General features: G+C 42.4%; 27 protein-coding genes. 14 read left to right on the top strand and 13 right to left on the bottom strand.

What is annotated here, in order from left to right:
• Nucleotides 1–59: 59 nt before the first annotated feature.
• The 5 genes from ACEN9X_RS06955 to sucD all read left to right on the top strand — a co-directional run bounded on the left by ACEN9X_RS06955 (nucleotide 60) and on the right by sucD (nucleotide 5034).
• On the top strand, nucleotides 60–860 hold the full coding sequence (locus ACEN9X_RS06955; protein WP_413669700.1) for a hypothetical protein: 801 nt from the start codon (nucleotides 60–62) through the stop codon (nucleotides 858–860).
• A gap of 393 nt (nucleotides 861–1253) precedes the next feature.
• On the top strand, nucleotides 1254–2030 hold the full coding sequence (locus tag ACEN9X_RS06950; RefSeq protein ID WP_413669699.1) for a hypothetical protein: 777 nt from the start codon (nucleotides 1254–1256) through the stop codon (nucleotides 2028–2030).
• 131 nt (nucleotides 2031–2161) lie between these two features.
• Complete coding sequence (gene dctA, locus ACEN9X_RS06945) at nucleotides 2162–3388, top strand: C4-dicarboxylate transporter DctA (RefSeq protein WP_413669698.1); 1227 nt, start codon at nucleotides 2162–2164, stop codon at nucleotides 3386–3388.
• Nucleotides 3389–3806: 418 nt separating this feature from the next.
• A complete protein-coding gene (locus tag ACEN9X_RS06940) occupies nucleotides 3807–3965 on the top strand; it encodes a hypothetical protein (protein ID WP_413669697.1) in 159 nt (52 codons plus the stop codon).
• A 190-nt stretch (nucleotides 3966–4155) separates the two neighbouring features.
• A complete protein-coding gene (gene sucD, locus ACEN9X_RS06935) occupies nucleotides 4156–5034 on the top strand; it encodes a succinate--CoA ligase subunit alpha (protein WP_110585905.1) in 879 nt (292 codons plus the stop codon).
• Between the two features lie 374 nt (nucleotides 5035–5408).
• On the opposite strand, the gene ACEN9X_RS06930 is transcribed toward sucD, so the two are convergent.
• On the bottom strand, nucleotides 5409–6590 hold the full coding sequence (locus tag ACEN9X_RS06930) for an asparagine synthetase B (RefSeq protein WP_413671119.1): 1182 nt from the start codon (nucleotides 6588–6590) through the stop codon (nucleotides 5409–5411).
• A gap of 308 nt (nucleotides 6591–6898) precedes the next feature.
• Between ACEN9X_RS06930 and ACEN9X_RS06925 the strand changes: the two genes are divergently transcribed.
• The 5 genes from ACEN9X_RS06925 (at nucleotide 6899) to ACEN9X_RS06905 (ending at nucleotide 9313) form a co-directional block, all read left to right on the top strand.
• The gene (locus tag ACEN9X_RS06925) at nucleotides 6899–7366 is read left to right on the top strand and encodes a hypothetical protein (protein WP_413669696.1); all 468 of its coding nucleotides are present in this window, start codon (nucleotides 6899–6901) and stop codon (nucleotides 7364–7366) included.
• A gap of 106 nt (nucleotides 7367–7472) precedes the next feature.
• Complete coding sequence (locus ACEN9X_RS06920; protein ID WP_121233230.1) at nucleotides 7473–7910, top strand: peptidylprolyl isomerase; 438 nt, start codon at nucleotides 7473–7475, stop codon at nucleotides 7908–7910.
• 80 nt (nucleotides 7911–7990) lie between these two features.
• A complete protein-coding gene (locus ACEN9X_RS06915; RefSeq protein WP_176622247.1) occupies nucleotides 7991–8497 on the top strand; it encodes a DUF5606 domain-containing protein in 507 nt (168 codons plus the stop codon).
• A 167-nt stretch (nucleotides 8498–8664) separates the two neighbouring features.
• Nucleotides 8665–8928, top strand: coding sequence for a type II toxin-antitoxin system HicA family toxin (locus ACEN9X_RS06910; RefSeq protein WP_413669695.1), 264 nt, complete (start codon nucleotides 8665–8667; stop codon nucleotides 8926–8928).
• Complete coding sequence (locus ACEN9X_RS06905) at nucleotides 8921–9313, top strand: type II toxin-antitoxin system HicB family antitoxin (protein WP_413669694.1); 393 nt, start codon at nucleotides 8921–8923, stop codon at nucleotides 9311–9313. The genes ACEN9X_RS06910 and ACEN9X_RS06905 overlap by 8 nt, the downstream gene beginning before the upstream one ends.
• Before the next feature lie 104 nt (nucleotides 9314–9417).
• Here the strand turns inward: ACEN9X_RS06905 and ACEN9X_RS06900 are convergent, their stop codons facing one another.
• The 6 genes from ACEN9X_RS06900 to rlmH all read right to left on the bottom strand — a co-directional run bounded on the left by ACEN9X_RS06900 (nucleotide 9418) and on the right by rlmH (nucleotide 13110).
• Nucleotides 9418–9876 (bottom strand): hypothetical protein, encoded by a 459-nt coding sequence (locus ACEN9X_RS06900; protein ID WP_413669693.1) that lies wholly within the window; start codon nucleotides 9874–9876, stop codon nucleotides 9418–9420.
• A 173-nt stretch (nucleotides 9877–10049) separates the two neighbouring features.
• Nucleotides 10050–10457, bottom strand: coding sequence for a Dabb family protein (locus ACEN9X_RS06895; RefSeq protein WP_413669692.1), 408 nt, complete (start codon nucleotides 10455–10457; stop codon nucleotides 10050–10052).
• 79 nt (nucleotides 10458–10536) lie between these two features.
• Nucleotides 10537–10968, bottom strand: coding sequence for a hypothetical protein (locus ACEN9X_RS06890; protein ID WP_413669691.1), 432 nt, complete (start codon nucleotides 10966–10968; stop codon nucleotides 10537–10539).
• 52 nt (nucleotides 10969–11020) lie between these two features.
• Nucleotides 11021–11302 (bottom strand): hypothetical protein, encoded by a 282-nt coding sequence (locus ACEN9X_RS06885; RefSeq protein WP_413669690.1) that lies wholly within the window; start codon nucleotides 11300–11302, stop codon nucleotides 11021–11023.
• Nucleotides 11303–11532: 230 nt separating this feature from the next.
• The gene (locus tag ACEN9X_RS06880) at nucleotides 11533–12471 is read right to left on the bottom strand and encodes a cation diffusion facilitator family transporter (RefSeq protein WP_413669689.1); all 939 of its coding nucleotides are present in this window, start codon (nucleotides 12469–12471) and stop codon (nucleotides 11533–11535) included.
• A gap of 165 nt (nucleotides 12472–12636) precedes the next feature.
• Nucleotides 12637–13110, bottom strand: coding sequence for a 23S rRNA (pseudouridine(1915)-N(3))-methyltransferase RlmH (rlmH, locus tag ACEN9X_RS06875; protein ID WP_413669688.1), 474 nt, complete (start codon nucleotides 13108–13110; stop codon nucleotides 12637–12639).
• A gap of 63 nt (nucleotides 13111–13173) precedes the next feature.
• Here rlmH and ACEN9X_RS06870 point away from each other — a divergent pair, with 63 nt between their 5' ends.
• On the top strand, nucleotides 13174–14982 hold the full coding sequence (locus ACEN9X_RS06870) for a MutS-related protein (RefSeq protein WP_413669687.1): 1809 nt from the start codon (nucleotides 13174–13176) through the stop codon (nucleotides 14980–14982).
• A 217-nt stretch (nucleotides 14983–15199) separates the two neighbouring features.
• Here the strand turns inward: ACEN9X_RS06870 and ACEN9X_RS06865 are convergent, their stop codons facing one another.
• The 6 genes from ACEN9X_RS06865 to ACEN9X_RS06840 all read right to left on the bottom strand — a co-directional run bounded on the left by ACEN9X_RS06865 (nucleotide 15200) and on the right by ACEN9X_RS06840 (nucleotide 25485).
• Nucleotides 15200–17746, bottom strand: a complete 2547-nt coding sequence (locus tag ACEN9X_RS06865; RefSeq protein WP_413669686.1) for a TonB-dependent receptor domain-containing protein — start codon at nucleotides 17744–17746, stop codon at nucleotides 15200–15202.
• A gap of 302 nt (nucleotides 17747–18048) precedes the next feature.
• On the bottom strand, nucleotides 18049–19443 hold the full coding sequence (locus ACEN9X_RS06860) for an IS4 family transposase (RefSeq protein ID WP_413668504.1): 1395 nt from the start codon (nucleotides 19441–19443) through the stop codon (nucleotides 18049–18051).
• Between the two features lie 326 nt (nucleotides 19444–19769).
• Nucleotides 19770–20582 carry a DUF4249 family protein gene (locus ACEN9X_RS06855; protein WP_413669685.1) on the bottom strand — a complete coding sequence of 271 codons (813 nt, stop codon included), beginning with the start codon at nucleotides 20580–20582 and terminating at the stop codon, nucleotides 19770–19772.
• Nucleotides 20573–23377, bottom strand: coding sequence for a TonB-dependent receptor (locus tag ACEN9X_RS06850; RefSeq protein WP_413669684.1), 2805 nt, complete (start codon nucleotides 23375–23377; stop codon nucleotides 20573–20575). The genes ACEN9X_RS06855 and ACEN9X_RS06850 overlap by 10 nt, the downstream gene beginning before the upstream one ends.
• Before the next feature lie 372 nt (nucleotides 23378–23749).
• Nucleotides 23750–24451 carry a LytR/AlgR family response regulator transcription factor gene (locus tag ACEN9X_RS06845; protein WP_413669683.1) on the bottom strand — a complete coding sequence of 234 codons (702 nt, stop codon included), beginning with the start codon at nucleotides 24449–24451 and terminating at the stop codon, nucleotides 23750–23752.
• Nucleotides 24451–25485, bottom strand: a complete 1035-nt coding sequence (locus tag ACEN9X_RS06840; RefSeq protein ID WP_413669682.1) for a sensor histidine kinase — start codon at nucleotides 25483–25485, stop codon at nucleotides 24451–24453. Before ACEN9X_RS06840 ends, ACEN9X_RS06845 begins: the two co-directional genes overlap by 1 nt.
• 229 nt (nucleotides 25486–25714) lie before the next feature.
• Here ACEN9X_RS06840 and ACEN9X_RS06835 point away from each other — a divergent pair, with 229 nt between their 5' ends.
• The 3 genes from ACEN9X_RS06835 to ACEN9X_RS06825 all read left to right on the top strand — a co-directional run bounded on the left by ACEN9X_RS06835 (nucleotide 25715) and on the right by ACEN9X_RS06825 (nucleotide 26748).
• Nucleotides 25715–26083, top strand: a complete 369-nt coding sequence (locus ACEN9X_RS06835; protein ID WP_413669681.1) for a glyoxalase superfamily protein — start codon at nucleotides 25715–25717, stop codon at nucleotides 26081–26083.
• Nucleotides 26084–26128: 45 nt separating this feature from the next.
• The gene (locus ACEN9X_RS06830; protein ID WP_413669680.1) at nucleotides 26129–26539 is read left to right on the top strand and encodes a transposase; all 411 of its coding nucleotides are present in this window, start codon (nucleotides 26129–26131) and stop codon (nucleotides 26537–26539) included.
• A gap of 65 nt (nucleotides 26540–26604) precedes the next feature.
• A complete protein-coding gene (locus tag ACEN9X_RS06825; RefSeq protein WP_413669679.1) occupies nucleotides 26605–26748 on the top strand; it encodes a hypothetical protein in 144 nt (47 codons plus the stop codon).
• The last annotated feature ends 48 nt before the right edge of the window (nucleotides 26749–26796 follow it).

Here is a 26796-nt window from a genome sequence, read left to right as displayed (position 1 = left end):
TGAAAATTCTTTAATTGATTGATAATAAGTTAAATTTGCGCCCGAATAAAATCCTAAACATGAAACACAATTACAAAATTATAGTATTGCTGCTTGCCGGCATCACTGCCATCTACACCTCGTGTCATAAACTTAATATGGGGCCTGCCAATCAAAGTACTGTAAGCAAAAAAGAAGCGAGCGTACAGATAGCACAAAGCCTTGTTGGTATTTTTAACCCCGAAAACGGTGGCTTCGACTTTAAGGATGGCTTAAGCATGCCAACCGATCTTTCCCTGAACAAAAAAGGTAAAATCAAGGTGCAGTCTGTTGATCCTAAGCCTCAGTGCGGCGCTAAAAAAGATACTACCATATCCCTTAACTTAGATCAAAGTGATACGTCTAAGCTTGATATCTGGGCTAAGATTAAGTATGAACTTACCTGCACCAACGGCGTGCCATCGGGTGTTACCGCTAATGATAGCTTAAATATGACAGTTGTGAGCAGCGAGTTTACAATGGCTCTGAAAATGGGCGAAAACCTGACATTGAGAAGCCTTAATCCGGGTGTTGAACATGCGCAGTATTCATTTGATGGCCCTGTAAATTACTATGCAAAAGTTACTTATGTTAAACCAACAACCGATCAGCCAAATGTTGAAGGTACGTTTAACTACAATTTTAAGTCGATTGTGGTTGACCCTACAAAAGACCCCGATTTTATATTAAGTGGAGCTGCTACTTTTTCGAGCAAAGGAAACATCGGGAAAAATAGCTGGAACTATAAGGGAACGATAACGTTTTTAGGCGGCCATAAAGCTAAAATTACCATTGATGGCACTGTTTACACAGCCGACCTGATGACCGGGGAAGTAAACTAACACAAATTTTGAAGATATAAGAACCCTGCACTGTAAACCGGATGCAGGGTTTTTTATGTAATGGACTTTTAAACAATAGGTACTAAATGATTGAAAATATCATTTATAGAAGACAAACCGATCAGTACGGCATGGTTTTTAAAGTGCTGTTTTTGAAATTGATTTGGGGAATAATTTCTACGCTTCTTTCCCCGAAACGGGGAAAGAAGCCGGTTGGTATTTTTTGTTTTGCATTCTTATCAGGAATATAAATTTGTAAACGTGCTTTTTTAAAATAAAAAACAGGTTAAAATCATTGACCAGGTTGTTTTTGCCGAATTATTTCGCCTGTGGTATGCTTGTTGCAAAAAAAGAGGTCAAAGAGAATCTAAACTTTAATCTGATATCACGTTTATGAAACTAAATCTACGCAGCGTATTACCCTTATTGGCAGGTATAGCTGTTCTTTATTCGGCCTGTACAAAAACAGGGATCAATACAAAATCCGATTCAACTACTACAAAAGCAAGTGATAATGTGGCCAGCTCTGCAATTGCAGATAACCTTGCAAAATCATTAGCAGGTTCATTTGGCGGTGCCAGCATCAAAGATGGCGTTACCCCGACAACCAATTCGTCATCAAAACTTAAAGTACAAAGTACTTACAGCTGCGGTTTTTATGTTGATACAAGCCTGAACCTTGTGTTTAACCAGGGTGATAGCTTAAAATCAACCAAGACCGGTGGCACCAAATACTACTTCGTTTGCGATGGAAACAAAACCGTTGGTTATGATTCGGTTGATTCATTAAATACCGCAGGCAGCGGTCCGGGTTATTCTTTTGTTTACAATATTGTGCAGAAATACAAGGTTAGGGGCTTGAACACCAATAACTCAAACTTCTCGCTCGATGGCCCAATGAAAGCCTATATCGATAACGAGTTTACTAAATACAAAACTTTTAGCAGGGTACATAATACTTATGTATTTACTAACCTGTATGTACATGGCAATGATAACTTTGATATCACCAGTGGTACAGCTACTTTCCGTTCGGAAGGAAAAACAAACGGCGGCGGCTGGGATTACAGCGGTACCATTGTTTTCCTGGGCAACCACAAAGCTAAGCTGACTTTCCTTAATAAGATATTCTTAATTGACCTGATAACCGGCACTGCAACACCGGCCTAATTACAATCTTTCAATCAATAAATCATGCCCTGTACCGGTTTTCCGGCACGGGGCTTTTTTGTGCGTCCACAATAACTTATTATATTGCCGCCCCAACCTGTTGCTCCCCCTTTAGGGGGCTGGGGGGAATCATGAAACGCCTCTTATCAAACTTAACTTTCCAGGTACTTATCGCCATAGCCCTTGGGGTTGTTGCCGGATTATATATCAAAGGATTTGCACCCACTGCCGAGCTGATCAGCAAAACGTTCATCAGTCTTATCACTATGCTGATTGCGCCTATCATCTTTTTAACTATTGTGCTGGGCATTGCAGGCATGAGCGATATGAAAAAGGTAGGAAGGGTAGGCGGCAAGGCGTTGCTCTATTTTGAGATCGTGACAACCTTCGCGCTGATTATTGGTGTTACTGTAGCCAATATCATAAAACCCGGTGCAGGCTTTGAAAACCATGCTGCTAAAATGGATACCAGCAAGCTGGCCGTTTATGAAAAAGCCGCCGCCGAGATGCATTGGGGTGATTTTATTGCCCACATTGTTCCCTCAAATATGTTTAAAGCTTTTGCAGAAGGCGATATTTTACAGATCCTGTTTTTTGCCGTATTATTCGGCTTTGGGTTGAGCAAGATGGGCGAGACCGGGCAATCAGTTATCCAGCTGTTTGATAAGCTATCGAAAGTGTTTTTTAACATCATGAAGATAGTGATGAAGGTTGCGCCAATAGGGGCTTTTGCGGGGATGGCTTTTACGGTGAGTAAATACGGTATCCAAACATTGAAGCCGCTGGCCCTGCTCATGGGCTCGGTTTATCTGACCATGTTCCTGTTCATATTTGTGGTGTTGAATATCATTTGCAGGCTGTTCAAGTTTAGCCTTTGGGAGTACCTGAAGTATATCAGGCAGGAGATACTAATTGTGCTTGGTACGTCCTCGTCCGAGTCGGCATTGCCGGCTATGATGGAGAAGATGGAAAAGTTTGGCTGTTCCAAATCGGTAGTAGGATTAGTGATCCCCACAGGGTATTCTTTTAACCTGGATGGCACCACCATTTACCTGTCCATGTGCGTGATATTTTTAGCACAGGTGTTTAATATTCCGCTTTCGCTGGGGCAGGAGCTGACGATCATCGGCATACTGATGATCACCTCCAAAGGAGCGGCAGGTGTTACGGGCAGTGGGTTTATTGTGCTCACCAGTACGCTTACAGCCATTAAAATTATCCCGGTTGAAGGTTTGGCAATATTAATAGGTGTGGATAGGTTTATGTCGGAAGCGCGGGCTATAACCAATGTGATAGGCAATGGCGTGGCTACTATTGTGATTGCTAAGAGCGAGGGGGAGTTTGCCCCAAGGGAATAATTTCGGATTTCGAATGTTCGATTTCGGATTTTTTTATTTGGATTACACAGATTGATTTTTGATTTCGCCGATTTTGTCTGAACCTAAAGGAGGAGTTTCAATAATGATGTATATAATATTGACAATTTTTAAAGCTGTAATTTTAATTGCAGGGTTGGCGTTCACTATGGTTAATTTCTTTCCCGGTATTTCGGGCGATAAGATTAAACTCAAAAAGGCAGGGATAATATTTCTCGCTACGTTTTTGGTATTTATTGTGATTGCTGTAATGGAATTTACAATGTTTAGTAAGTAGCTTTTTGGAATTTTTTTATAGGGATTACACTGATTGATTTTTGATTTCGCCGATTTTGTCTGAACCGGAATTTATAGGATTTGCTGGATTATGGGATTCTTATCGATCGGAACAGAAAATCCCGTGAATCCAAAGAATCCTCCCAAATCCCGGTTCAGACAAACAGCATTAGGGATGGGAGCGGATACCGGCCACGAGCGTAACGCCTGCAGGCGTATGAGCGTACAGCCCGGGCCGCAGGTAATGCCCAGCTTTCAGTTGGCAGCAGGCGGTTTTCAGTAAGCAGTTTTACTCTTGTACAACATAATATCCATTGTGCCATTATCATAAATTTCAGGCCTCCAAAACATGCCTGTCTCTTAATCCCAACTCTTTAAAAGTCACTTTTATGTTAACATATAAATTTAGATTGCAATTGGGTTTGACATTCGGGCAAAAACTTTAGCTTTGCCGTACTAAAACGAAAAAACCAATGAGTGTACTCGTAAATAAAGATTCAAAAGTTATTGTACAAGGTTTCACCGGTAAAGAGGGTTCATACCATGCCGAGCAAATGATTGCTTATGGCACTCAGTTAGTTGGTGGTGTTACACCAGGTAAAGGTGGCCAAAGCCATTTAGACAGGCCGGTTTTTAACACGGTTAAAGATGCCGTAGTTGCAACCGGTGCTGATGTATCCATCATTTTTGTACCTCCAGCTTTTGGTGCTGATGCCATTATGGAAGCTGCCGAAGCCGGTATTAAGGTTATTGTTTGTATTACCGAAGGTATCCCTACAAAGGATATGATTGCGGTTAAAGAATATCTTACCGATAAGGATGCACGCCTGATTGGTCCTAACTGCCCTGGTATCATCACTGCTGATGAAAGCAAAATTGGTATTATGCCGGGCTTTATCTTCAAAAAAGGTAATGTTGGTGTGGTTTCAAAATCAGGTACTTTAACTTACGAAGCGGTTGACCAGGTAGTTAAAGCCGGCTTGGGTATCACTACAGCTATCGGTATCGGTGGCGACCCAATTATTGGTACACCTACCAAAGAAGCTGTTGAATTATTAATGAACGATCCTGACACTCATGGTATCATCATGATCGGCGAAATTGGCGGAAACATGGAAGCTGATGCTGCCCGCTGGATCAAAGCAAACGGTACTAAACCGGTTGTAGGTTTCATTGCAGGTCAAACAGCGCCTCCGGGCCGCCGTATGGGCCACGCAGGTGCTATCGTAGGTGGTGCTGATGATACTGCTGCTGCTAAAATGAAGATCATGGCCGAGTGCGGTATCCGCGTGGTTGAATCACCAGCTGAAATTGGCGCTGCCATGGCTGAAGAATTGGCTAAGTTAGCATAAAGCGTAAGGCTGAAAGCCGAAAGCGAAAAGCTTTTTAATATTTGAAAATCCCGGTCAGGTTTGGCCGGGATTTTTTGTTTAACGAGATAGTCTTTTGAACTTGCGCTCGTTTGTAACGAGTGCTTAATATGGTTTGGCGATTGTATCGCTTGCGTTATAAACGCAAACCCAGCTTGCGCACTCGTTATAAACGAGCGCGGGTTGGGTATGAGCTTCGGCGCGACGTGGCAATCGCATGCTATACAGGGCGGCTTTGCTTCCGTGCGGTTGCCACGCTGCGCTCGCAATGACATGGTTTGTTTTGAACTTGTGCTCGTTTGCAACGCGCGTTTCATGGCTTTAAGCTTTCCGAATTTTGCTTTAAGCTTCAACAATCAGGTTTTCTGTTTTTTCTTCTTAGCAGCCGGGAAAAGCACGTTGTTTAAGATCAGCCTGTAGCCCGGCGAGTTTGGATGGAGCTTCAAATCTGTTGGCGGATCATTTACGGCGTGTTGGTAATCTTCGGGATCATGGCCGCCGTAGAATGTCCATTGGCCTTTGCCGTATTCACCGTGAATATAACGGGCTTCGTTAGCGGTTTTCATTTCGCCCATGATAGTAACGCCGGGCTTAAGCATACTTTTGTTGTAGGCGGTGGTTAAGCCCATGAAGCCTTTGATCACTTTGTCATGATCTTGTGTAAGCATACTTGGTACGACATCCCATTTGGCTGAAAAATCAAACAGCGTGAAGAAATCACGTGTACGGTCTACCTGGCGGGTAGTAGTAACATCAATATTGCTGAATGAGTGTGAAATAGGGTTCATATCCAGCGTAAAATTCTGGAAGGCAAAGGTCTGACTAAAATCGAGTTTAGCTTGTGCATCCTGATCAGCAGCATCGCCATCAAACATGCGTTCGCAGATATCTGTATTGGCAGCGGATAGGGCAATATCAAAAGTATCAGTACCTGAACACATGGCGAACAGGAAGCCGCCGCCGGCACAAAAGTCGCGGATGTTTTGAGCTACGGCCAGTTTCATTTTTGATACTTTGCTAAAGCCCAGCTTATGGGCCATAGCTTCCTGGATCTTGATATCATCGGTATACCATTGTGCATAGCGGAAAGCGCCGTAAAACTTGCTGTATTGCCCGGTAAAATCCTCATGGTGCAGGTGCAGCCAATCGTACTTGGGCAGCTCGCCATGGATCACTTCTTCATCGTAAACCAGGTCGTACGGAATTTCGGCATATTTCAAAACCAGGGTAACGGCATCATCCCAGGGTAGTTTGTTTTTAGGCGAATAAACTGCCATCCGTGGTGCTTTCTCCAGTTTAACCAAATCCATATTTACTGATGGATCACTTACTTCGGTTATGATCTCATTCGCTTTGGCATCGGCAATAACTTCGTAGCTCACCCCGCGGATCTTACATTCTTCTTCAACCTTTGGCCCATATTTCATCATGAAGCTGCCGCCGCGGTAGTTGAGCAGCCAGTCAACCTCCTCACCGTTTTTGAGCACCCAGAAAGCTATACCGTATGATTTGAGATGGTCTTTTTGCTCATCGTCCATCGGGATCAATATAGATGCGGCCTTTGCTGTTAAAGGTAAAAGGTAAAAGGCGAAAGGCAAAAGGAACTTGAGCTTTGTGAGTAAAAGACGGAATGTATGAGTTAAAAAGTTATAGCCTAATGATTTATTCACAATCCTTGTTGATTTATTATTGCCGGGTTATCAAATGTAACGAATAAACAGCTAATGTATTTTAACCATTTTTAACACACAGGGACTTCGGGCTTTGGGCATGTTGTTTTAGTTTTATACCGCTGTTAAATCCTGGCCCTTAAATGAGTTTATCTGTTATTAAAAATATCATCCTTGTGGCAGTTATATTAATATGTTATTTGCCTGCGCATGCCCAAATTGGCAATCCCGGAATGCACCTTAATCGTAACGTGTTAATTAAAAAGCTTACTGAGGCCGATAGTAGTCTTGTTTTTAAGCAAGACACAGATATCAGCCTGCTTCCGAATTTTGTTGCTACAGATGCTAATGGAAGCCGGGCCCAGCTGATTGGCAAGCCTGATGAACTGATGATAGTAAAGTGGACTTACGTTTTCAAAGCTGATGAAAAAGTAAACCTCATAGAACTGCAAAAGCTGGCCTGGTTTGCCAATACCTTAGGTGATCAGGAAGGGCTCGACTGGTTTTTTGCTCAATTGGCCGAATTGGGGAAGGATTATAAAAAGCCAGTTTCGGAGATTAAAATGTTTGATTCAAAAAGAAAAGGCGAGATCAGTTACTCGCCTAAAGAAAAAACGCTTACCATGACATTTACACCGTGGTAGTCAATATTGTTGTGGCCTTTTTCGTCTTTTACCTTTCAGTTTTTACCTTTTTCTTTAATCCTCAATTTTATTACCTTTGCCAACTGTTTTCTAAAAAAACAAAAAAATGAGCAAAGCAATAATCAAAACCGAAAAAGGCGACATGACCGTAGAATTTTACGATCAGGATGCCCCTAATACCGTTGCTAACTTTAAAAAATTAGCAAAATCAAACTTTTATGATAACGTGATCTTTCACCGTGTTATCCCTAATTTTATGATTCAGGGTGGCGACCCAACCGGTACCGGTGCTGGTGGTGCTGGCTACAAAATTGATTGCGAGCTTACAGGCAACAACCAATATCATGACCGTGGCGTGCTTTCAATGGCTCACGCCGGTCGTAACACAGGCAGCTCACAGTTTTTCATTTGCCACAACCGTGCAAATACTGCTCACCTTGACCGTAATCATACTGTTTTTGGTAAAGTGATCGAGAATGTTGACGTTGTTGACGCTATCCGTCAGGGAGACAAGATTTTAGGTATCGAAGTTATAGAGGATTAAGTGAATTTTGATGAGGTGAGTGGTTTATGGGTCAAATGAGATAAATCACTCGCTCAATCAACCTGACTAACAAAAAATATATGAATTTACAGGGAATTGTATCAGTATCAGGAAAACCAGGTTTATGGAAGGCTTTGGCTCAAAACAAAACCGGTTACGTGCTGGAAAGTTTAGACGCGCAAAAAACAAAGCTAATAGCTAACCTTTCTACAGCTAAATTAGCCGCTTTGAGCGAGATTACCATTTTTGGTGTTGAAGATGATATCAGGTTAACTGATGTTCTTGAGCGTATGAAATCAGCATCAAACATACCTGATGTTAAAGCCGACGGAAAAGCATTACGCACTTTCTTTTACGAAGTAGCGCCAGATCATGATGAAGAAAAAGTTTACTCATCTGATATTAAAAAGGTAATAGCCTGGTTCCAGATATTAAAGCCGCTTCCAATTTTTGAAGAGGCCGATCCAACCCAAGCCCCTGCCCCGGTTGCTGAAGAGCCGGTTGCCGAAGCAGTAACTGCTGAGCCGGAAGCTGAACCTGCTGCTCCAAAAGCAAAAGCTAAAAAAGCCACAAAAAAAGCCGAATAATCGGCTTTTTTTGTTGAAAAAGCGGCGGACATTTGCAACTGATTTTTAGTTGCAAATATCCGCCGCTTTTTTTAATTTTATATTTCTCTTCAACGGTTGAAGAAATTATCCAATAGATATGTAGAAAGGGATTATTATGGCAAATAAAGAAGCATTAACGAAAGACAATGTCAAGACATGAAAAATTAATTGGACGTTTATTATCTCTTCCCAAGGATTTTACATGGGAAGAACTGATTAAAGTACTAAAAGCATTTGGCTTTGAAGAGTTAAAAGGTGGAAAAACGGGAGGATCAAGAAGACGATTTGTTGACGGGGATAAAAATATTATCAACCTTCATAAACCCCATCCTGCCAATATACTAAAGGAATACGCAATAAAGGACGTTATTGAAATTCTGAGAATAAAAGGATACTTAAAAGATGAATGATATCTTGCAATATAAAAACTATTACGGATCGGTGCATTTTAGTGCCTCCGATGAAGTTTTCCATGGTAAAGTTTTGGGCATCACCGATCTGGTTAATTTTGAGGGGACATCGGTAAAAGAACTTAAAGCTGCATTTGAAGAGGCGATTGAAGATTATATTGATACTTGTAATACTATTGGTAAATCGCCTGATAAAACTTACAAAGGCACATTTAACGTTCGCGTCCCTTCAACCCTGCATAAAGAAGCATCAGTATTTGCTGCAATTAACAATATCACATTAAACGAGTTTGTTAAAATGGCAATGCATTTCGCGCTTCAGCGCAAGGAGCAGATCATCAAAAGATCTGCTGAAAATGATAACGAAATAATAGGGATGGCATAACACAAAAAAAGCCGATTATTCGGCTTTTTTTGTTTGTAGCAATTCTTTCCTTCTTCGATATATACGTTGACACCAATCAATTAGCTTAATGCTACCTTAGCATCTTAATCAAGCGAACCGGTGATCTTTTTACCGGTTGAATCTATACTGATAGTATAACCCCAGCCTTCTCCGGATAAAGGTATATTTATATTATAATCGATGGATAGCCGCTTTCCCGATATGCTCAGATCTGGAGTGTAGCAGAGTACGCCATATTTTTTCAGTCTCATGGAAACGGACTTACTAAAATCACTTTTAGTTATAGCACCTTTATAAATCATCCTGGAGTTGATCTTAAACTCTATCTCCGATATAAAGTTGTGTGTTTGAAATTCGGAGATTCCATAAACATCGAGATATTCCTGTGGTACGCTTATTTTATTATCATAACTACAATAATGCCTGAATTTTACCGATACAGTATCACCATTATCTGCTATTTCTGTGCTATCAACTTTAATGGTATCCCTATAACTCCTTAATACCGCATCTTTAATGCTATCAAGTTGGGATTTATCCATGCTTTTTAACCGTTGTAAAGCAGTAGGTTTAGGATTAGAACAGCTTAAAATAAAGTTACATACCACTGTTATCAACAAAATGTTTATGAAATAATTTAAGCATTTTGTTTCATGATGAAATTTAACTAACATGGCTCTAATTTGTCGGTTTACTACCAATCAGACTCCTTAGCCTAAGCATCCTGCGCGTCATAAACAATAACCTTTTCCCAAAGGTGGCTGCAGTTTTTAATAAACTCCAGGTGGATGGGGTGAGTTTGATAGGTTGCCTGTCCGGCCAGGTCGCTGAAGAACATGAGCTCAGATACAGCCCATGAGTTATCAACCACATCGCGTTTTTCGGTACTGGCTACAATACCTACACGAAGCTTGCGTACTGTTTCAATTTTGGCAAGGGTTTTAACACCGGCTACCAGTTTATCGCGGTCTTCTGTTGATCCCGGGTTTTTAAGCCAGAAAAATACATGGTGAACTATTGGCCATTCTTCTTTTTGCTCTTTCAATGATATTGCCGATGCAGTAACTGTTCCTGCAGCTAATGCCGCTGTTGTGGTTATAAATTTTCTCCTGGTTGATTTCATAAGAGGTTAAATAATCGCTTTAAGGTAGCAAGAATTATTAAATAAACATTGGTATTTGCGTAGTGCCCCGGTTTAAGATTTAATTTTCACCTGTAACCTTAACTCCGTACTGTATTGCTGCATCGAGTATACTAAGGTTGATATCTTTCAGCGTTTTGAATTTAATGCAATATCCGGTTACGCTTGCCTTGCCGAGGTCTTTTCCAAAAGTTTGAGCCAAATATGTTTTATCCTTTATCCCGAGGATATAAACTGAAATTCCGGTTGTATTTGCGCTGATGCCAATTTGATAAAACTCTTTGGTTGTACCATCGGCGTATTTTATGGTGTATGATCCATATCCGATATTGGGATTACTAACAATCTTATTTTCGCTGTCCCTACCATCCAGGAACCATAATTTACGTCCCGGCAGTAACTGAAGTATGTGTAAATGCAAGGTTTGCATGTCATTCCGTTTTGGTTCGGGCTGGCTGGCGATATATGCTTCGATTTGTTCCTGTATGTTCATACTAAATTCCTTTGGTTGTCATCAATATTTCAAACTGAATACTGTCCGTTTATTAAAATACGTCTAAAACATAAAGCAGCCCAATAATTGGTGCTACATTTAAAAATATGACGAGGCCGATATTTTGATCGTCCTTCTCTCTTTTTGCATAGCGCGACAGAAATATGAGGAAAGCGATATAGTAAGAGAATGGAAAAATAAATATGGTGAAGAGCAATTTCCCTGCCGGACCAATAAGCTGACCCCATCCTAATATAACCGGCCATGCCACCATCCCGATGATCTCAAGAAAGGTAATTACAGAAAGTACTTTTAAGGTTTTGATTTTGCTCATCTTCTGGTAATTGTTTTACCATAAAAATAAGAAAATCAGCGATTTTAAGAAAAAGTCCATGTCATTTCGATCGAACAGCGATGGGAGCTGCATCGGCATGAGGAGAAATCGTATACGCCATTTGATAAATCATGTTTGGGCTATGCCGGATGTATAAGATTTCTCTTTCGCTCCCTACGCTATGCCGACTTGCTCTATCGAAATGACACTTTTTAAAAATTTAACACGGCCTACAAACACTCCGGCTGCTTACACTCTTCTTCCGAAAATTCAGGTTCGAAGGTACTATGGCTGATATCCAGGTGTTCTAACCGATGGCGCAGATCATGTTTGATATTGTCAAAATCGGCCATTGATTCGGGGCTGATCACCAAATGGGCAGTAAGCGCATTTTCGGTAGTGCTGAGCGCCCAAACGTGCATGTGGTGCACATCAACTACACCTTTGGCTTTTTTGAGTTCGGCTTTGATTTTATCGAGGTCCATTTCGGCAGGTACGCCGTCCATTTCCAAACGTAAACTGGCAATAAGCAGGCTCCAGGTGCCGCGCAATATCACAAAGCCTATTATAAGGCTCACTACGCTATCAATCCAATATAGTTTGGTGAAGTATATGATGAGGCCGGAAACCACTACGCCAAACGATACAATGGCATCCACAGCCATGTGCAGGTAAGCGCCTTTTATATTCAGGTCGGTATCCTTATCTTTTACAAACAGCCATGCGGTAAAGGCATTAATGCCAATACCTATAAAAGCCACCCAGGCCATTGTTCCGCCGGATACAGTTTCGGGGGTCATGAAACGCATAATGGCTTCATAAATAATAAACCCAACCGCAACAAATAATATTACTGCGTTAAAGAACGATACGATGATGGTAGACCGTTTATAGCCATAGGTGTATTTACTGTTGGCACTTACCTTAGTCAGCTTGAAAGCAAGCAGGGCCAGTGCAAGTGAGGCCACGTCGCTCAGGTTATGACCGGCATCGGTTAACAGGGATAGCGAGTGTGTTATAAAACCAGTAATGGCCTCAACCACCACAAATACCGAGTTAAGCACGATACCCCATATAAAAGCCGAATTTAAATGATCGAGTTTAGGGGCGTGGTCATGGTGATGGTGCCCGTGCCCGTGCGAATGCGAATGATCGTGACCTGCTGACATTTAGCAAAGGTAGGGAAAGATGTGCAGATATGCAGATGTGCAAATGTGCAGATTCATGGATTGTTCATTTTCTGAACCGGGATTAAACGGATTAAAAGATTTACGGGATTTTAGCAGTAGCGGAAAGAAAATCAGCGAAATCAACGTAATCATAAAAATCAACGGTCACTCATGATGATAAGGCTCCCCCTTCATAATGGTATATGCCCTGTACAGCTGCTCTACAAAAAACAGGCGTACCATCTGGTGCGAAAATGTCATGCGCGAAAGGGAAATTTTATCATTGGCACGCTGATAAACGGAATTATCAAACCCGTATGGTCCGCCTATGATGAATATCAGGTTGGCCGATGTGGTAACTTCTTTTTTATTGATGTAGGCTGCAAACTGGGTCGAAGTAAACTCGGCGCCCTTCTCATCCATCAAGATCACAAAATCAAGCGGGGTGATCTTTTTCAGGATCAGTTCAGCTTCTTTGCCTTTTTGCTGTTCGGGGCTCAGGGCTTTGGTGTTTTTGAGCTCCGGGATTTCGGCAAGCTCCAGTTTGGTGTAGTGCTTTAACCGTTTTACATATTTATCTATGCCTTCTTTCAGGTAGGCATCCTCAGTTTTTCCAACGGTAAGGAACGTGATCTTCATATCTGCAACAAATAAACGTTTATTTAAAATATATGTGTTTATTTTGGTTGAATTTATCTGCAAATGGAACAAACAATTATCATAGATTACACCCACAGGGCCAACCTCGCAGCTGCTGAAGCAGCCAAATATAAAAGTCTTGCCAATACTTATTCGCTTATGCGGCTTGGCATTTTTGCTATGGTGGCCGTAACTATAGCCTTTGCCATTCACTTCGACAATTTCAGCATCATTGCTGTTGCTTTTGTGTTGCTGGTTTTTGCCTTTGCCTGGTTGGTGGCCCGGCAAAGCGGTTTCGAAAAACAAAAGCAGTATTATGATGATCTGCAGCAGGTAAATGAAAACGAGATAGGCAGTATCCAAAGCCACAGTAATATTTATGGCGATGGTGCACGTTATAATAATGATAAGCACTTTTATACCTCCGATCTGGATATTTACGGCGGTGCATCGCTATACCAACTCATCAACCGCACAGCTACCACACCGGGCAACAATAAACTGGCGGGCTGGCTTAATGCTCCGGCAAACAAACAAACTGTATTGCAGCGACAAGAAGCTGTTAAAGAAATAGCCACTAAAAATAGCTGGAAACTCGACCTGCAAACACGCCTTGTTTTTGCTATGAAGCAGGATGTGAACCAGCTTAAAAATCTGTTTAAATACCTGCATATCCCACTTGATATGCCCGGCGAAAAGTGGCTCGCCGCTTATACCAAAATTGCTCCTTACCTTTTTACGGCTTTACTTATCGTGGCTTATTTCTATTCCCCGGCAAAATTGGTGGCAATAGCCGTGGGTTTGTTCAATATGGGGGTAGTGTTTTCAAAAGCGGCCTATATCCGAAAAGCCGATCTCATTGCCGGAAAAATAGGTGATACTTTAGCCAATTATGCCGGTGTATTTAAGTGCATTGAAGATCAGCAATGGCAGTCCGGTTACAGCAACACGTTGGCGCAACAACTAAAAACCGATAAAACATCGGCCAAAATAAAAGAGTTGGGGCAACTGATCAACAAGCTTAATTATCATCTTAACTTATTAGTTGGCTTCTTGCTCAACTTGTTTTTTTTATGGGATATCCGCCAGATCATCGCCATCGAAAACTGGAAACGCCAAAACCAGGATAGTCTTGAAACGTCCTTTGACGTAATTGCCGAATTTGAATCGCTACTGAGTCTGGCCGGTTTAGCAGTGAACTATCCGGAGTGGAGTTTTCCCGTTATTGACGACAGGCAGGGCTATACCCTCACCGCCAAATCTATTGCCCACCCGCTTATTGATGCCGCTAAACGTATCGAAAATGATTATGAGCTGGATAATACTTTTAAGGTAGATATCATAACCGGGTCAAACATGGCCGGTAAGAGCACTTTTTTGCGTACGGTGGGCATTAATACCGCGCTAGCCCTAAGCGGTGCACCTGTTTGCGCCAAAAGCATGCAGGTATCGGTGATCACCATGATAAGCTATATGCGTATCAAGGATTCGCTGAATGAAAGCACTTCAACTTTTAAAGCCGAGCTCGACCGCCTGCAGATGTTGCTGGCTGCCGTTGAAAATGAACCTAAGGTGTTTTTCCTGATAGATGAAATGCTGCGCGGTACCAACTCGGTTGATAAATACCTCGGCTCAAAAGCAGTTATAGAACAGCTGATCCGCAAGAACGCCGTAGGTATGGTAGCCACTCATGATTTGCAGATAGCTCATCTCGAGACTAAATATCCCAATTATGTTCGCAACTTTTATTTCGATATCCAGGTAGTAAGCGGGGAAATGTTGTTTGACTATAAGATCAAGCATGGCGAATGCAAAACTTTTAATGCCTCGCTATTGCTTAAGCAGATTGGTATTGAGGTGGATGCGGAGTAGAACCGGGATTTGGGAGGATTTGCCGGATTATAGGATTTTATCTGAATCGGGATTTATTGGATTACGGAATGATTTTGGCGATCAAAAGAGAAAATCCCAAAAATCAGAAAAATCCCCCCAAATCCCGGTTCAGAAAAAGAGCCGGAAGCATTACGCTTCCGGCTCTTTTTATTTTTCTTGATTCCTGACTCTAACAGTCTTTGACTTCTAAGCCAAATTATCTGCCGCCCGGGCCACCCTGACCGCCGGCTTGATCGCCTTGTTTTTGGTCGTCGTTGTTAACGCCTTTTTTCTGCTGATTAGGGTTGCTGAAGCTTAGTTTACCAAAACTGTAGCTAAACGTGATCCCAAACGAACGGAATGGGAATGCCGTTGAGCTGGTTTGTGTAAAGCCTGGGCTATTGATGTTCTGGTCAAAATGCTTGTCCCTTGCAAATGGCTGTACAGTATTGAAGCCGATAGCCAGTTTTTTATCTAAGAACTGTTTTTTAACACCGAAGGCATAGATCCCGAACGATGGGTTAGTACCCTGGATAGTTCTGCGAGATGAGTTAGTGAAACCAAACAGCTCGGCAAGGAAATTATGTGGGAACTGGTACGATGCACTTCCGAAAGCAGAGTACTGAAAATAGGTACCTGTTGCAGATGAGTTTGACACAAATACCCCTTGCGGGCTTGGGCTATAGGTAAAACCGTTAATGCTGGCACGGATAGTAAGCGGCTTAATAGGATTTATTGATCCAAAGAAGCTTGCGCCAATTGAATTATTTACACCAACGTTTGAGTATGTGGTACGGGTAGCTATAACCGGTTTGTTGTTGATAGTATCAACAATTGGGCTTGCTATACCTTCAATCAAATCGCTGGTATGTTTGTAATACACAGAGAAGTTAAGTACTGATGATTTGATAAAGGTGTTATAGTTTAACTCAACAGTTTGTGAAATCTCTGGCGACAAGTTAGGATTACCTACAGTTTGGTTCTGCACGTTAGCACGGTTGATGAACGGGTTCAAAAACTGAAGGCTTGGGCGCTGGATTCTTTTGCTGTATGATAACTTGATAGTGTTTGAACCAAATTGTTTTTGTAAGGTTAAACTTGGGATAAAAGTTGTATAACTTGCAGTAAATGGCTCCAAAGTTTGGAAACCTGAACTACCTGCTTCCTGGAAAGGATTTTGTGGGTCGCCTTTAATCCTGGTGTTTTCAACACGGCCACCTACCAATATTGAATAGCTTTTAGGTAAAGTAAACGTTAATACGGTATAGCCTGCGTACACATTCTGATTGTAATCATACAGGTTTGAATTTAATACATCTCGAACCGGATTGTTACCTTCGGTATCTGTATTAAAAATATCGTAATTACTGTTGATGCGGCGTTGAATGGTTTTAGCGCCTGCTTCTACTTTTAACAGTTTGCTTACAGGTAAGGTATAATCGGCTTGTCCGGTATATTCGTTGTTTTTGCCGTTGTTGTCACCTATCTGGCTTGGGTTAACTGCAGTAAAGATACTTGTATAATCGGTGGTGATATCACTATGGCTCCACTGACCTGATATGGTCAATTCGTGACCTTCTTTTTTAAATTTGTGGGTATAGTCGATATTCCAGTCAAAACCGCCAAAATGGTTGTGAGATGTAGTCCGGCCGTTATAAGTTAATAAGTTGCCATTTAGCGTACGGTTGTAATCGCCGCCTCCGTTGGTATTAAAACCACCATCATTTAACCTGAAGGTACTGTTGATACTGTTAAATGCGTTAAACTCATAACCTGCAGTAACCGAACCTATAGCGCCATGTCTTTTGATCCTGCTTGATGTATTATTGCGGTTATGGAGGCTAACAGCAGGAACTGTATCGTGTGCAGGAGTATTGATCATCTGGTCGAAAGTAGTCAATGAGGTTTGCGGCCATGTTAAGTTACCGCCGGCGTTAATACCTAAACTGAAACGGTTTTTGTTATAGTTTAGGTTGATGTTACCATTGTTTTGACGGGTACCTACACCACCGCTCACCGAACCGCTAAAGCCCGAAACATTTTTTTGCTTGGTAATGATATTGATGATACCGCCTGAACCTTCAGCATCATATTTGGCCGACGGTGAAGTTACAACTTCAATGCTTTTGATCTGATCGGCAGGGATAGTTTTCAACACATCAGATAAACTTGCTGATGTAGCGCCGGATGGCTTACCGTTGATCAATACTTTAATGTTCTGGTCACCACGGATAGATACGTTACCGTTAATGTCGACGTTTACCAACGGTACTTTTTGCAATACATCGGTAGCGTTACCGCCGGCAGCTGTAAGGTCTTTTTCAGCATTGTAAACTATTTTGTCAATCTTGTTTTCAATCAATGCAGCCTGGCCAACTACCGAAACTTCTTTCAGCGCATGGGCTCCCGGCGAAATAAAGAGCTGCCCCAGTTTGTTATCGGGTTTTGATGCAGTTGTAGTAACCGGTTCAATATATTTGGTTGGGTAACCAATAAACGAAACTGCCAGCTTGTATGTGCCTGGCTTTACATTATCCAGTTTAAAGTTCCCTTTTTCATCGGTTAAAACACCTGTAATTGGCGATTTGCCACCAGCGCGGTATAAGCCCACCGTGGCATAATCCAATGGTTTTTTGGTAAGTGAATCAATCACTGTACCGGAAATTCTGCCTGTTACAGTGGGGCCGCCTCCGCCAACTCCAAACTGGGCCTGAGCCGAAAAAGCAATGCAGAATAATACAATAAGTATGTAAAAACGTTTCATTTAGTGTTATTTTGGTAATTGGAGGCGAAAATACCCTAAATGTTACATGCTTAAATTTTATTTTGTTACAAAAAGTGCAATTGTCATGTATTAGTTACACTAACATGATACAAACCGTATATTTTACAATAAACGTTTAAACGGGCGTTTACAATGCAGTGACAAAGAGGAGGTAAAGTGAGGGGCGGGGTATAAAATTTGCCCTGGGGTTGATGTTATCATCATAGGTGTTTGGAAGAAATAAAAAAAGCGCGGGATTGTGCGATTCCCTCCCCTGGGAGCTACTGTGTGTACACATCTTTTTAGTTATAATCTTGAAAGAGTAGCCATCCTTCATACACATTGTAAAATTTGGCCAGGCCCTTTTGTAATACAATAGGGCCTGGTTTTCTTTGTGATGTATATCCTTTCCAACCGCCCATTCGTGCAATTATCCATGTAGCCCATCTTAAGGTATTTGTTTTTACTGGGTTCTTTAACTTTTCGGTTTCTCCCTCCATTTTCTTGCCTATCATTTGTAAACACTTTTGCTCTTGCTTATCAAAAACCTCATCTATAGATTGTTCATTATCATCTAAATAAGATAACATCATCTGCATGATCCGCAGACTTGCCATCATAGCCAGCAAAGTAAGCTTGCGAATAGCCCATCCCTGTTCCAGTTGGGATCGTTCGATCCGGAAGCCGTCTGTTTTCAATAACCGGTGAATCTGTTCAATGTGCCATCTTTCCTTATACCAGCGGATGATCTGTAAAGCTTGTTCCGATGTAGTGACTTGATGGGTTGTTAATATCCGCCAGTGAATACCATTTTTCCGGCCCTGCTCAATGGCCTCCACTACATAAATCTGCTGAACGTCCGGCAATTGCTCATCTTTGCATGACTTTGGCTTTAACAGTTCAACCCCTGACCATTTTAGCCCCATTTCAGCAACACGCTTAGTGGTGTTTTTCCTGATATCGCCTGCTATGGATAACTTATAAGTATGCATTACAGGCAAGGCCTCCAGGCATGTACTTAGCTTTAATTTTCCGCTGATCTGACGATCGTGGTTGGAACGGATAAGCAGATGCACCCGATCTTTTTCTGCTACACCAAACAGGTCATAAATATCGCTTTCACGGTCAGCAACAATGGTTATCGTACTGGCATCTTTCAACAAATCTTTACTCTCCCTGGCTGCCTCTATCCATTTGTACGACTCTTTTTCTTTGACAGGAAGATCCCGGTAATTACGGCCCTGCTTTTCGGGTGTCGCTTCCGCTCTTTCCCATGTCTTGATAAAAGAATAGCCTAATGCATGGCTTCTGTCAGCATCCACCACCAAACTACTATGTAACATAAATCCCAGGATATCATTCCTGGATGTCGTCCCCAATCCACTTTCCGGCTTTATACGCCTTTGCTTTGCCGAAAAGTTAAACTCTGTCGTATCCTGTATACACAATAAATGTCTGCCTTTGCTTAATTCACTGCATCGCGCTGTGATACTTTTTATAATCCCCGATTCACTAAAACTTTCATTATTAAATAATCGGTAAAAACTACGCTGTTCCGATTCATCTTCCGTGATCTCCCGTAAACTACTACTTCGACCTGTTGTCAGCTTTCTTAATACCTGTGCTGCACGTTTTCCTATTCGCTTGTCTCCAAATACCCCCTCAAAATCGGGGTTAGAGTTAACCGGCTTTTCCATCTCCCAAATGTCTAACCTTTTTTTATTAATTGTGTACACACAGTAGCCCCTGGGAGGGTGTAGGGAGGGGTTTCGCCTGCAGACTTATCTGCTTTAATGACGCATAAACCCCTCCCTGCCAATGCACATCCCCACCTCACCTCTCCCAAGGGAGGGAATTAAAATTTTCCGAACACTGATGGCAATAGCACCGATCACAAGCTGAAAAAACGCTTTGGAGGCGACGCTGGCTTTATAACATGCGATTGCCGCGTCGTCCCATTGCATTTGTCCTGTTCGGGGAGCCTTACGAAGTTTTTAAACTTCGTAAGGCCGGATTATCAGAGTTATTCTGTTGTTACCTTCAAATTCAATGTATCGGTCTGCATCGCTGTGAAAATGCCGAGGCCGTTAACAACATTGGTTGGGGTGTTTACCAGGTTTTGCGAGCTGCCCCGGGTATTGCTGGTTAATACATTGATGTATTCGTCATTTACCCTTAGCAATATCACCTTATAAGCACCGTAGTATTTGAACGTGGTTTGCGTTATACTGTAGGTCGACGCACGTTCAGTATTGATTTCGAAACTTGCGTTTCGGTTGTTTCTTACTGCTATGATTTCGAATGGATTACTGTCGGTATTCTTGAAAAGCAGCATATGCTGTAACGAATCAGGGTTGGTCCAGGTGATGGTTTCACGCACCTTGTCGTTATATGCCTGATCGATGGTGTTAGGTTCATGAAATACAGTATCAGTTATTTTAAACCCTTCAGGTTTACCCGGCATTACTGTCGACGCGCTGACGGCCACATTATTATAGGTAAACTGCATGCTATAAGTTTTACCCGCAGTTACAAATGAGGCATCACTGTAAGTGTAAGTGCCGCTTGTTGTTTCGGTAAGTTTTACGGTTTGCGCGCCGTTGCTCACATTGATACTTAAACCGGTTAAGGCCGCGCCATAAGTAGCAGTATCGGTGAGATCTTTTTGCTGATAAACTTTTACCGAAAGCGGTTGCCCGGCAATCAGGTATGCTTCAACAACAGGTTTGTTCACCGCGTCCGTATCTGAGGAGTTTTTTTTGCAGGCCGATGCCATCATCAGGCAGCCGGTTATCAGTGCAAAAAATGTATATCGTATGTATGTTTTTATTTCCATCTTAAGCTTAATGTAACGTTAGGGGTAAAGCCGAGGTAGTTAACATCGGTAGTGATAACCTGGTTGTTTTGCATCTGGTATTCGCGGTACCATATATTGGTATGATTATATACGTTGAACAGCGATAAACCTATCGAACCTATTTTATGTCCGTCAATCTTCAGCAAATCGTACGATACCGACATATCCAGCCTGTGATAGGCAGGCAAGCGTTCGGCGTTTTTATCGCTGATGTTGAGGTAAGTGATGCTGTTGCCGTCAACCGTTTTAATGGTGTAGCTGGATAATGGTGCCGTGTAAGGGTGCCCGGTGCTGAACAGGAAGGTTGCAGCAAAATTCCATCGTTCGTAATGGTACATGTTGATGGATTTAAACTCATGGCGTACATCCTGATCGGCAGCATAATAATCCGTGCCGAAAGCCGAGAACTTGTTTTGGGCCTGGGCAAGGGTATAGCTGATCCAGCCGGTGTAACGCCCCATTTTTTTCTGTACCAAAAACTCAATCCCTTTAGCACGGCCTGTTCCCTCGTAAAAGTTTTCAGTAACGGTTTGTGTTTGATTTTGGTTGGCCTCCATCCTGAAGCCGCCACCTGCGGGCTGTGTTTGCCTCACGGTGTACTGCGTAAGACCGCTAAGTGTTTTATAATAGCCCTCAACGCTAAACAAAAGCTCATCCGTTTCGTAGCTGCTACCTAATATATAATGCCTTGACATGCCAACCGGGATATTGCTGTTGTTGGATAGCACCCAGAAATTGCGGTTACCGCCCAAAATATCTTCGCGGATCACCTGGTTTTCAAACTGGTAAAACTGTCCGGTTGCGCCTTTAATTGTAAGCCTGTCGTTAACATTATAACTTGCCGATAACCGGGGTTCAAAGTACGGTTTGGATGTAGGACCGAAATAACTGGTACGCAAGCCCGGCTGAATATGAAATTTATTGTTTGGGTCGATAGCCAGCTCGGTATAAAAGCCTGCTAATATGGCATTATTATGCTGGTTGATGAGCTTGCTGGTATCGTTTTGGGTATACTCATAGTCTATTTTTTTGTAGGATGCAAAACCACCGAAGAGCAGTTTGTATTTGTTGCTGGCCGTCCATTCCCATTCAGATTTATAACCCACATCTTTCAGATTGTTGGTCTCTAAAGTTCCGTTGCTTACGGTATGTGAAATGCCGTTGGTATCAATCTGTGCAAAGCCAGAGGTGCTCCTGTTCCTGTCGTTAAAATAAGATGAGTAGGTGATGTAGTTGTTTGAATACAACTTTTTATTCCACTGCCTGAACCATTTGATACTGCTGCCAAGGTTACCGTATTTGGTATAGTCGGTTATGTTGATACCGCTGCTGCCCGACGACAGGAACGATGGCAGACCCAATTGCCTGCTGTTATCTGTTTTATCGGTACCGGTGTACAAGGTCCATGATACCTTATCTTTTGGGCTGATACTGTAGGTGTACTTGGCATCAAAATCATAAAAGTATGAACTCGGGGTAATTTGGTTGGCAAAGCCGCCACCGCCAAAGCCACCCCGGCCACCACCGCCACCCGGACCGCCGCCCTGCGTGGTTGAGGTTTGATTAAACTGGTTAAAGATCTTATTATAAAACGGTCCCTGGTATGAACGCCTCACTGCTAATAACAAAGTTGATTTGTCAGAAAGCGGCGTTTCCAGGTAACCACTTGCGCTCAGTAAACTCAAATCGGTACCTATATTAGTTTCGTTCTTGTTGCCTTCCTTGCCGTTAAGCTCGGTAACGCTCGAAAGCCTGCCGCCATATTTCGCCGTAAAGCCGCCTTTATATAATTGCACATCTTTGATAGCGCTGGCGTTAAAGGCACTGAAAAAACCGTACAGGTGATCAACCTGGTAAATGGTAAAACCATCCAGCACAACCAGGTTCTGATCGGGGGTACCGCCGCGTACATAAGCACCTGATGATGACTCGTTGGTGCCGCTTACACCGGGCATCAGCTGAAATGCCCGCAGAACGTCCTTATCGCCCATGGTTGGCAGCTTATCCAAATTGGCCGGCGAAAGTTGTAACACGCCAACCTGCCTGCTATCCGTATTCATAACGCCGCTTTTTTTACCGGTAATGGTAACTTCGTTTAAGCTGTTGAGCGATGAATACAAACCACAGATCAGCGGCGAATTCAGCTTTTCGCTGCTTAGCCTGAAGTAGTCGGTTTGGTAACCCGTATATGAAACCTCCACTACTGATGTATCTGACGGCACCCTGAACATGGTGAAATAACCATCAGCATTGGTCATTACGTTAAGATCGGTGCCCCTGATCTTAACTGTTGCCGATGGCAGCGACTCGCCTGTTTGCTGGTCAATCACCCGGCCATTTATACTGACCAGGAAATGCTTGGGTTTGGCTTTGGGGGCCTCAATCTCTTTAGCCTTTACCGCATTGGCTGCCTGCAGCGAAAGTTTGTTGAGTTTTTGCAGCCGCGCCAGGTCGTCGGTATTTTGAAGGATATAGATGGTGCCGCTTGACTCTATCCAGTAATGCAGGCTGTTTTCATTACAAACCTTGGCAATTACTTCTTTAAGCGGTTCCTCAAAAAAATGCTCCACAACGTCCATTTCATGCAGGGGCTGCCGTTCAAACACTATGCGAACTTTATAGTTCATTGCCAGTGTATCAAAGAGCTCATCAAGCGGACATGAAAAAAAATGGTTTACTACAATCTTTTTTAGCTTTTGTTGAGTTTGCTGACTATGGGCCACCGTACCGCACATTACAAGGGTGGTTAATAACAATAGGGAAAATTTCTTCATGTAGGGGTGTATTTTCTTCAGCGCCGAAATTGCACCATGTTTTGAAGCAGCTCAAATAAAATCGACCATGAGAGGCTTTGTGTCGACAAGACGGCAGGATGTGTGGCAGGGGGATTTTGCTTAGTAGCAGTTGTTAGGGGCAGTAGCAGGAAGGAAAAGGATATTAGTTAGAAGTAGTGGCACGTGTTTGTATATGTTTATTGAAAATTGCCTGAAAAACCATGTCATTGCGAGCGTAGCGCGGCAATCGCACGGAAGCAAAGCCGCCCTGTATAGTGTGCGATTGCCGCGCTACGCCCGCAATGACATATTTCTAACCTTGTCTGAAGGCAAAGACCCCAAACAGCGCCCAAGATGATTAGGGAAAATATGTTACGCTTTCCCGATCATCCTGTTGATCACATCACGATACCCATCGCTTAAAGGTATTTCAGTATTGATTAGTTTGATGCGGGCTCGGCGCATTTGCGATACATGATCCAGGTTAACGAGGTATGATTTATGTACCCGGAAAAACTGGTCGGGAGGTAATTGCAGTTCAATAGCTTTTAGGCTGATACGGGATAATACCGGTTTTTGCTGATTGATGAGATGTACTTTAATATAATCTTTAAGGCCTTCAATGTATTCAACCTGGTCAAAGCTGATCTTAACGAGGTTATAATCAGCATGCAAAAAGAAATAGTTTTTAGTTGTAGGTTGCGGTACATAACTGCGACGAAGCTCATATAAGTCAAGCGCCTTATGACAGGCTTTCAAAAAACGGTCTAAGGGCACGGGTTTAACCAAGTAATCAACCACATCAAGTTCAAAACCTTCTACCGCAAATTTTTCATAAGCGGTTACAAATATTACCATAGGTTTTTGGGTGAGGCTTCTGATAAGTTGTAAGCCGTTAATGCCAGGCATGTATATATCGCTGAAAATAAGGTCTATCTGCTCCTTTTGCATGGCAATGATCGCTTCGCCTGCGTTGCGGCAACGTGCTACTACCTGTATGGTGTTCACGTGTTTCAGGTTATCTTCAAGCAGATCAAGCGCCAGCGGCTCATCGTCAATTATTAAACATCGCATCATTTAAGTTCCAGTTGCAGCATAACTATATAAGCCTGCTCGTTTTGATTGATATATAGGTTGTGTTTGCCAGGATATAACAGTTCAAGCCTGCGTTTAACATTGGCAAGACCGATACCCGAGGCATTATCTTTACTGTCTTCGGTAGGGTTATACACGTTTTGTACGCTGAAACGCAGGTTTTTTTCGTCGGTAAAAAGTGTGATGGCTATGGCCGGTGCTTCAATATCTCCAGTACCATGTTTAAAGGCATTTTCCACAAAGGGGATGAGCAGCATGGGTTCTATCGTTTTTTCGGGAGCTTTGATATCAGAACTGAAGCTCACTTTCACCTGGTCGCGAAAACGGAGCTGCTGCAGCTCGATATAGCTGCGGAGATAGTCTTCTTTTTGGAATAGCGTAACTTTTTCCGCATCGGTTACATAAAGCATATACCGGAGCAATTTGGAAAGCTGGATGAGTGTTGGCTCAACTGCCGAGGGGTTTAACCGTGAAAGCGCCACTGCACTGTTAATTACATTAAAAATAAAATGCGGACTGATCTGTGAGCGTAAAAAGGCCAGTTCAGAGATCAGCGAAGCATTATCAATATCCTTTTTTTTGTTGATAGCCTTAAATTGATCGGCCAGGTAATGATAGGCAAAACTCCCTGCCGTAATGGACAGCAATGGGAATATAACCAGGTAAGGTCCTTTTGGCCGGTGATGTTGCCCCATCCAGGGAAAATGAGGTACAGGAAAATAATGCCGTACGGTCATCAATATGATATTGAATACCACAAAAGAGGCAAGCAACGCAAAAAAGTAAAGCCAGATATTCTTTTTCAGGATCCCGGGAATAAGGAGGAAAGCATTGAGATAAAATTCGGCCGCCAGAACGAGGTTAAAACTGATGATATGACCCAGCGAAAAGGCTGGTTGCGGAAAACCCCGCATATCCGGCCTGGAAATTACGGGCGTAAAAATAATCAGTGCCCAAAATAACAGATGGATACAAATTTCGATAATCAGCGCCGGTTTTATCCGTTTAAACATATCATGCTAAGGTAGCCTCATTTTAAACCCGCACTCAATGTAATAGACGAGGGGGAGAAATGTGCCGACGAAAGTAAGGTATCTGTTGTATGGAAACCTAATTTACAAGGCCGTTTTAGTCATATTTAACATCTATTAACATTTGCAGCCAGTTAATTGAAAACAAGCGCGTTCGTTGTACAAAAGCGGCGACATTTTCCGTTAAATTTGTTTAACAGTCACTTTACCTATGTCAATAACAAAACCTATCCTCCGAATTTTTGATTATGATAAAGCCATTGAATTTTATATTACCTGGCTCGGCTTTAAAACCGATTGGGAACACAAGCCCGAGGGTGTACCTGTATACATTCAAATTTCGCTGCGCGACGTTGTGCTTTACCTGTCCGAGCATCACGGCGACTCAAGCCCAGGCAGCCACGTGGCTATTGACGATTTTACCGAACTAAGGGACTATCATGCCCATCTAATCGCCAAAGAATACAAATATAATCGCCCGGGTTTGGAAGTACCCGAATGGAATGACAAGACTATCACCATGACCGTTCATGACCCTTTTGGTAACAGGTTAACATTTAGTGAGGAATTGAAGGGGTAGGAACAGTTTTTTAAGTTTTTTTAGACGTTTTTTAGCGCAAGTGTTGTGTGGCTGGCTGGAGGGGCGCTCACTTTTGCTTTCTTTATTATATTTAACTATTTTCAGCGTGTGAGTACCAAATATAAATTCGCTAACCCAGAGGGCGTCTACTTCGTAATCTTTGCTGTGGTTCATTGGGTGGATGTTTTTACAAGAAACATATATCGTGATATCTTGCTTGATAGCTTTCGCTATTGCATGAAGGAAAAGGGCTTAGTTATTTATGGGTTTGTTATAATGAGCAATCATGTTCATTTGCTCATAGGCAAAAAAGGCGATCAAAGTCTATCAGCTATTATGCGGGATATGAAAAAGTTTTCGTCTGTTAAAATTATCAGGGAGATCATAGAAAATCCGATGGAAAGCCGAAAGCACTGGATGCTTAAACTCTTTTCCGATACAGGAAAAGCAAATTAAATAATACCCATTATCAGCTATGGCAGCAAGAAAATCATCCGATAGAAATTGAACCCAACTCAAATATGTTTGATCAAAAATTGGATTATATTCATCAAAACCCCGTTAAAGCGGGATGGGTCAACGAGGCTTCTGCATATGTTTATAGCAGCGCTTCTAATTATGAAGAAAAAGGTGGCATTTTGAGTGAAGTTGAAGTAGTATATTAACCTCAAAAGGCACAAGTTATCCACCCTCATGCCTGCCACGCAAGACTT

The organism is Mucilaginibacter sp. Mucisp86 (genome assembly GCF_047324315.1).
GTDB lineage: Bacteria > Bacteroidota > Bacteroidia > Sphingobacteriales > Sphingobacteriaceae > Mucilaginibacter.
Note: the sequence above shows the minus strand (reverse complement) of the source record. Positions and strands in the feature narration are given on the sequence as shown.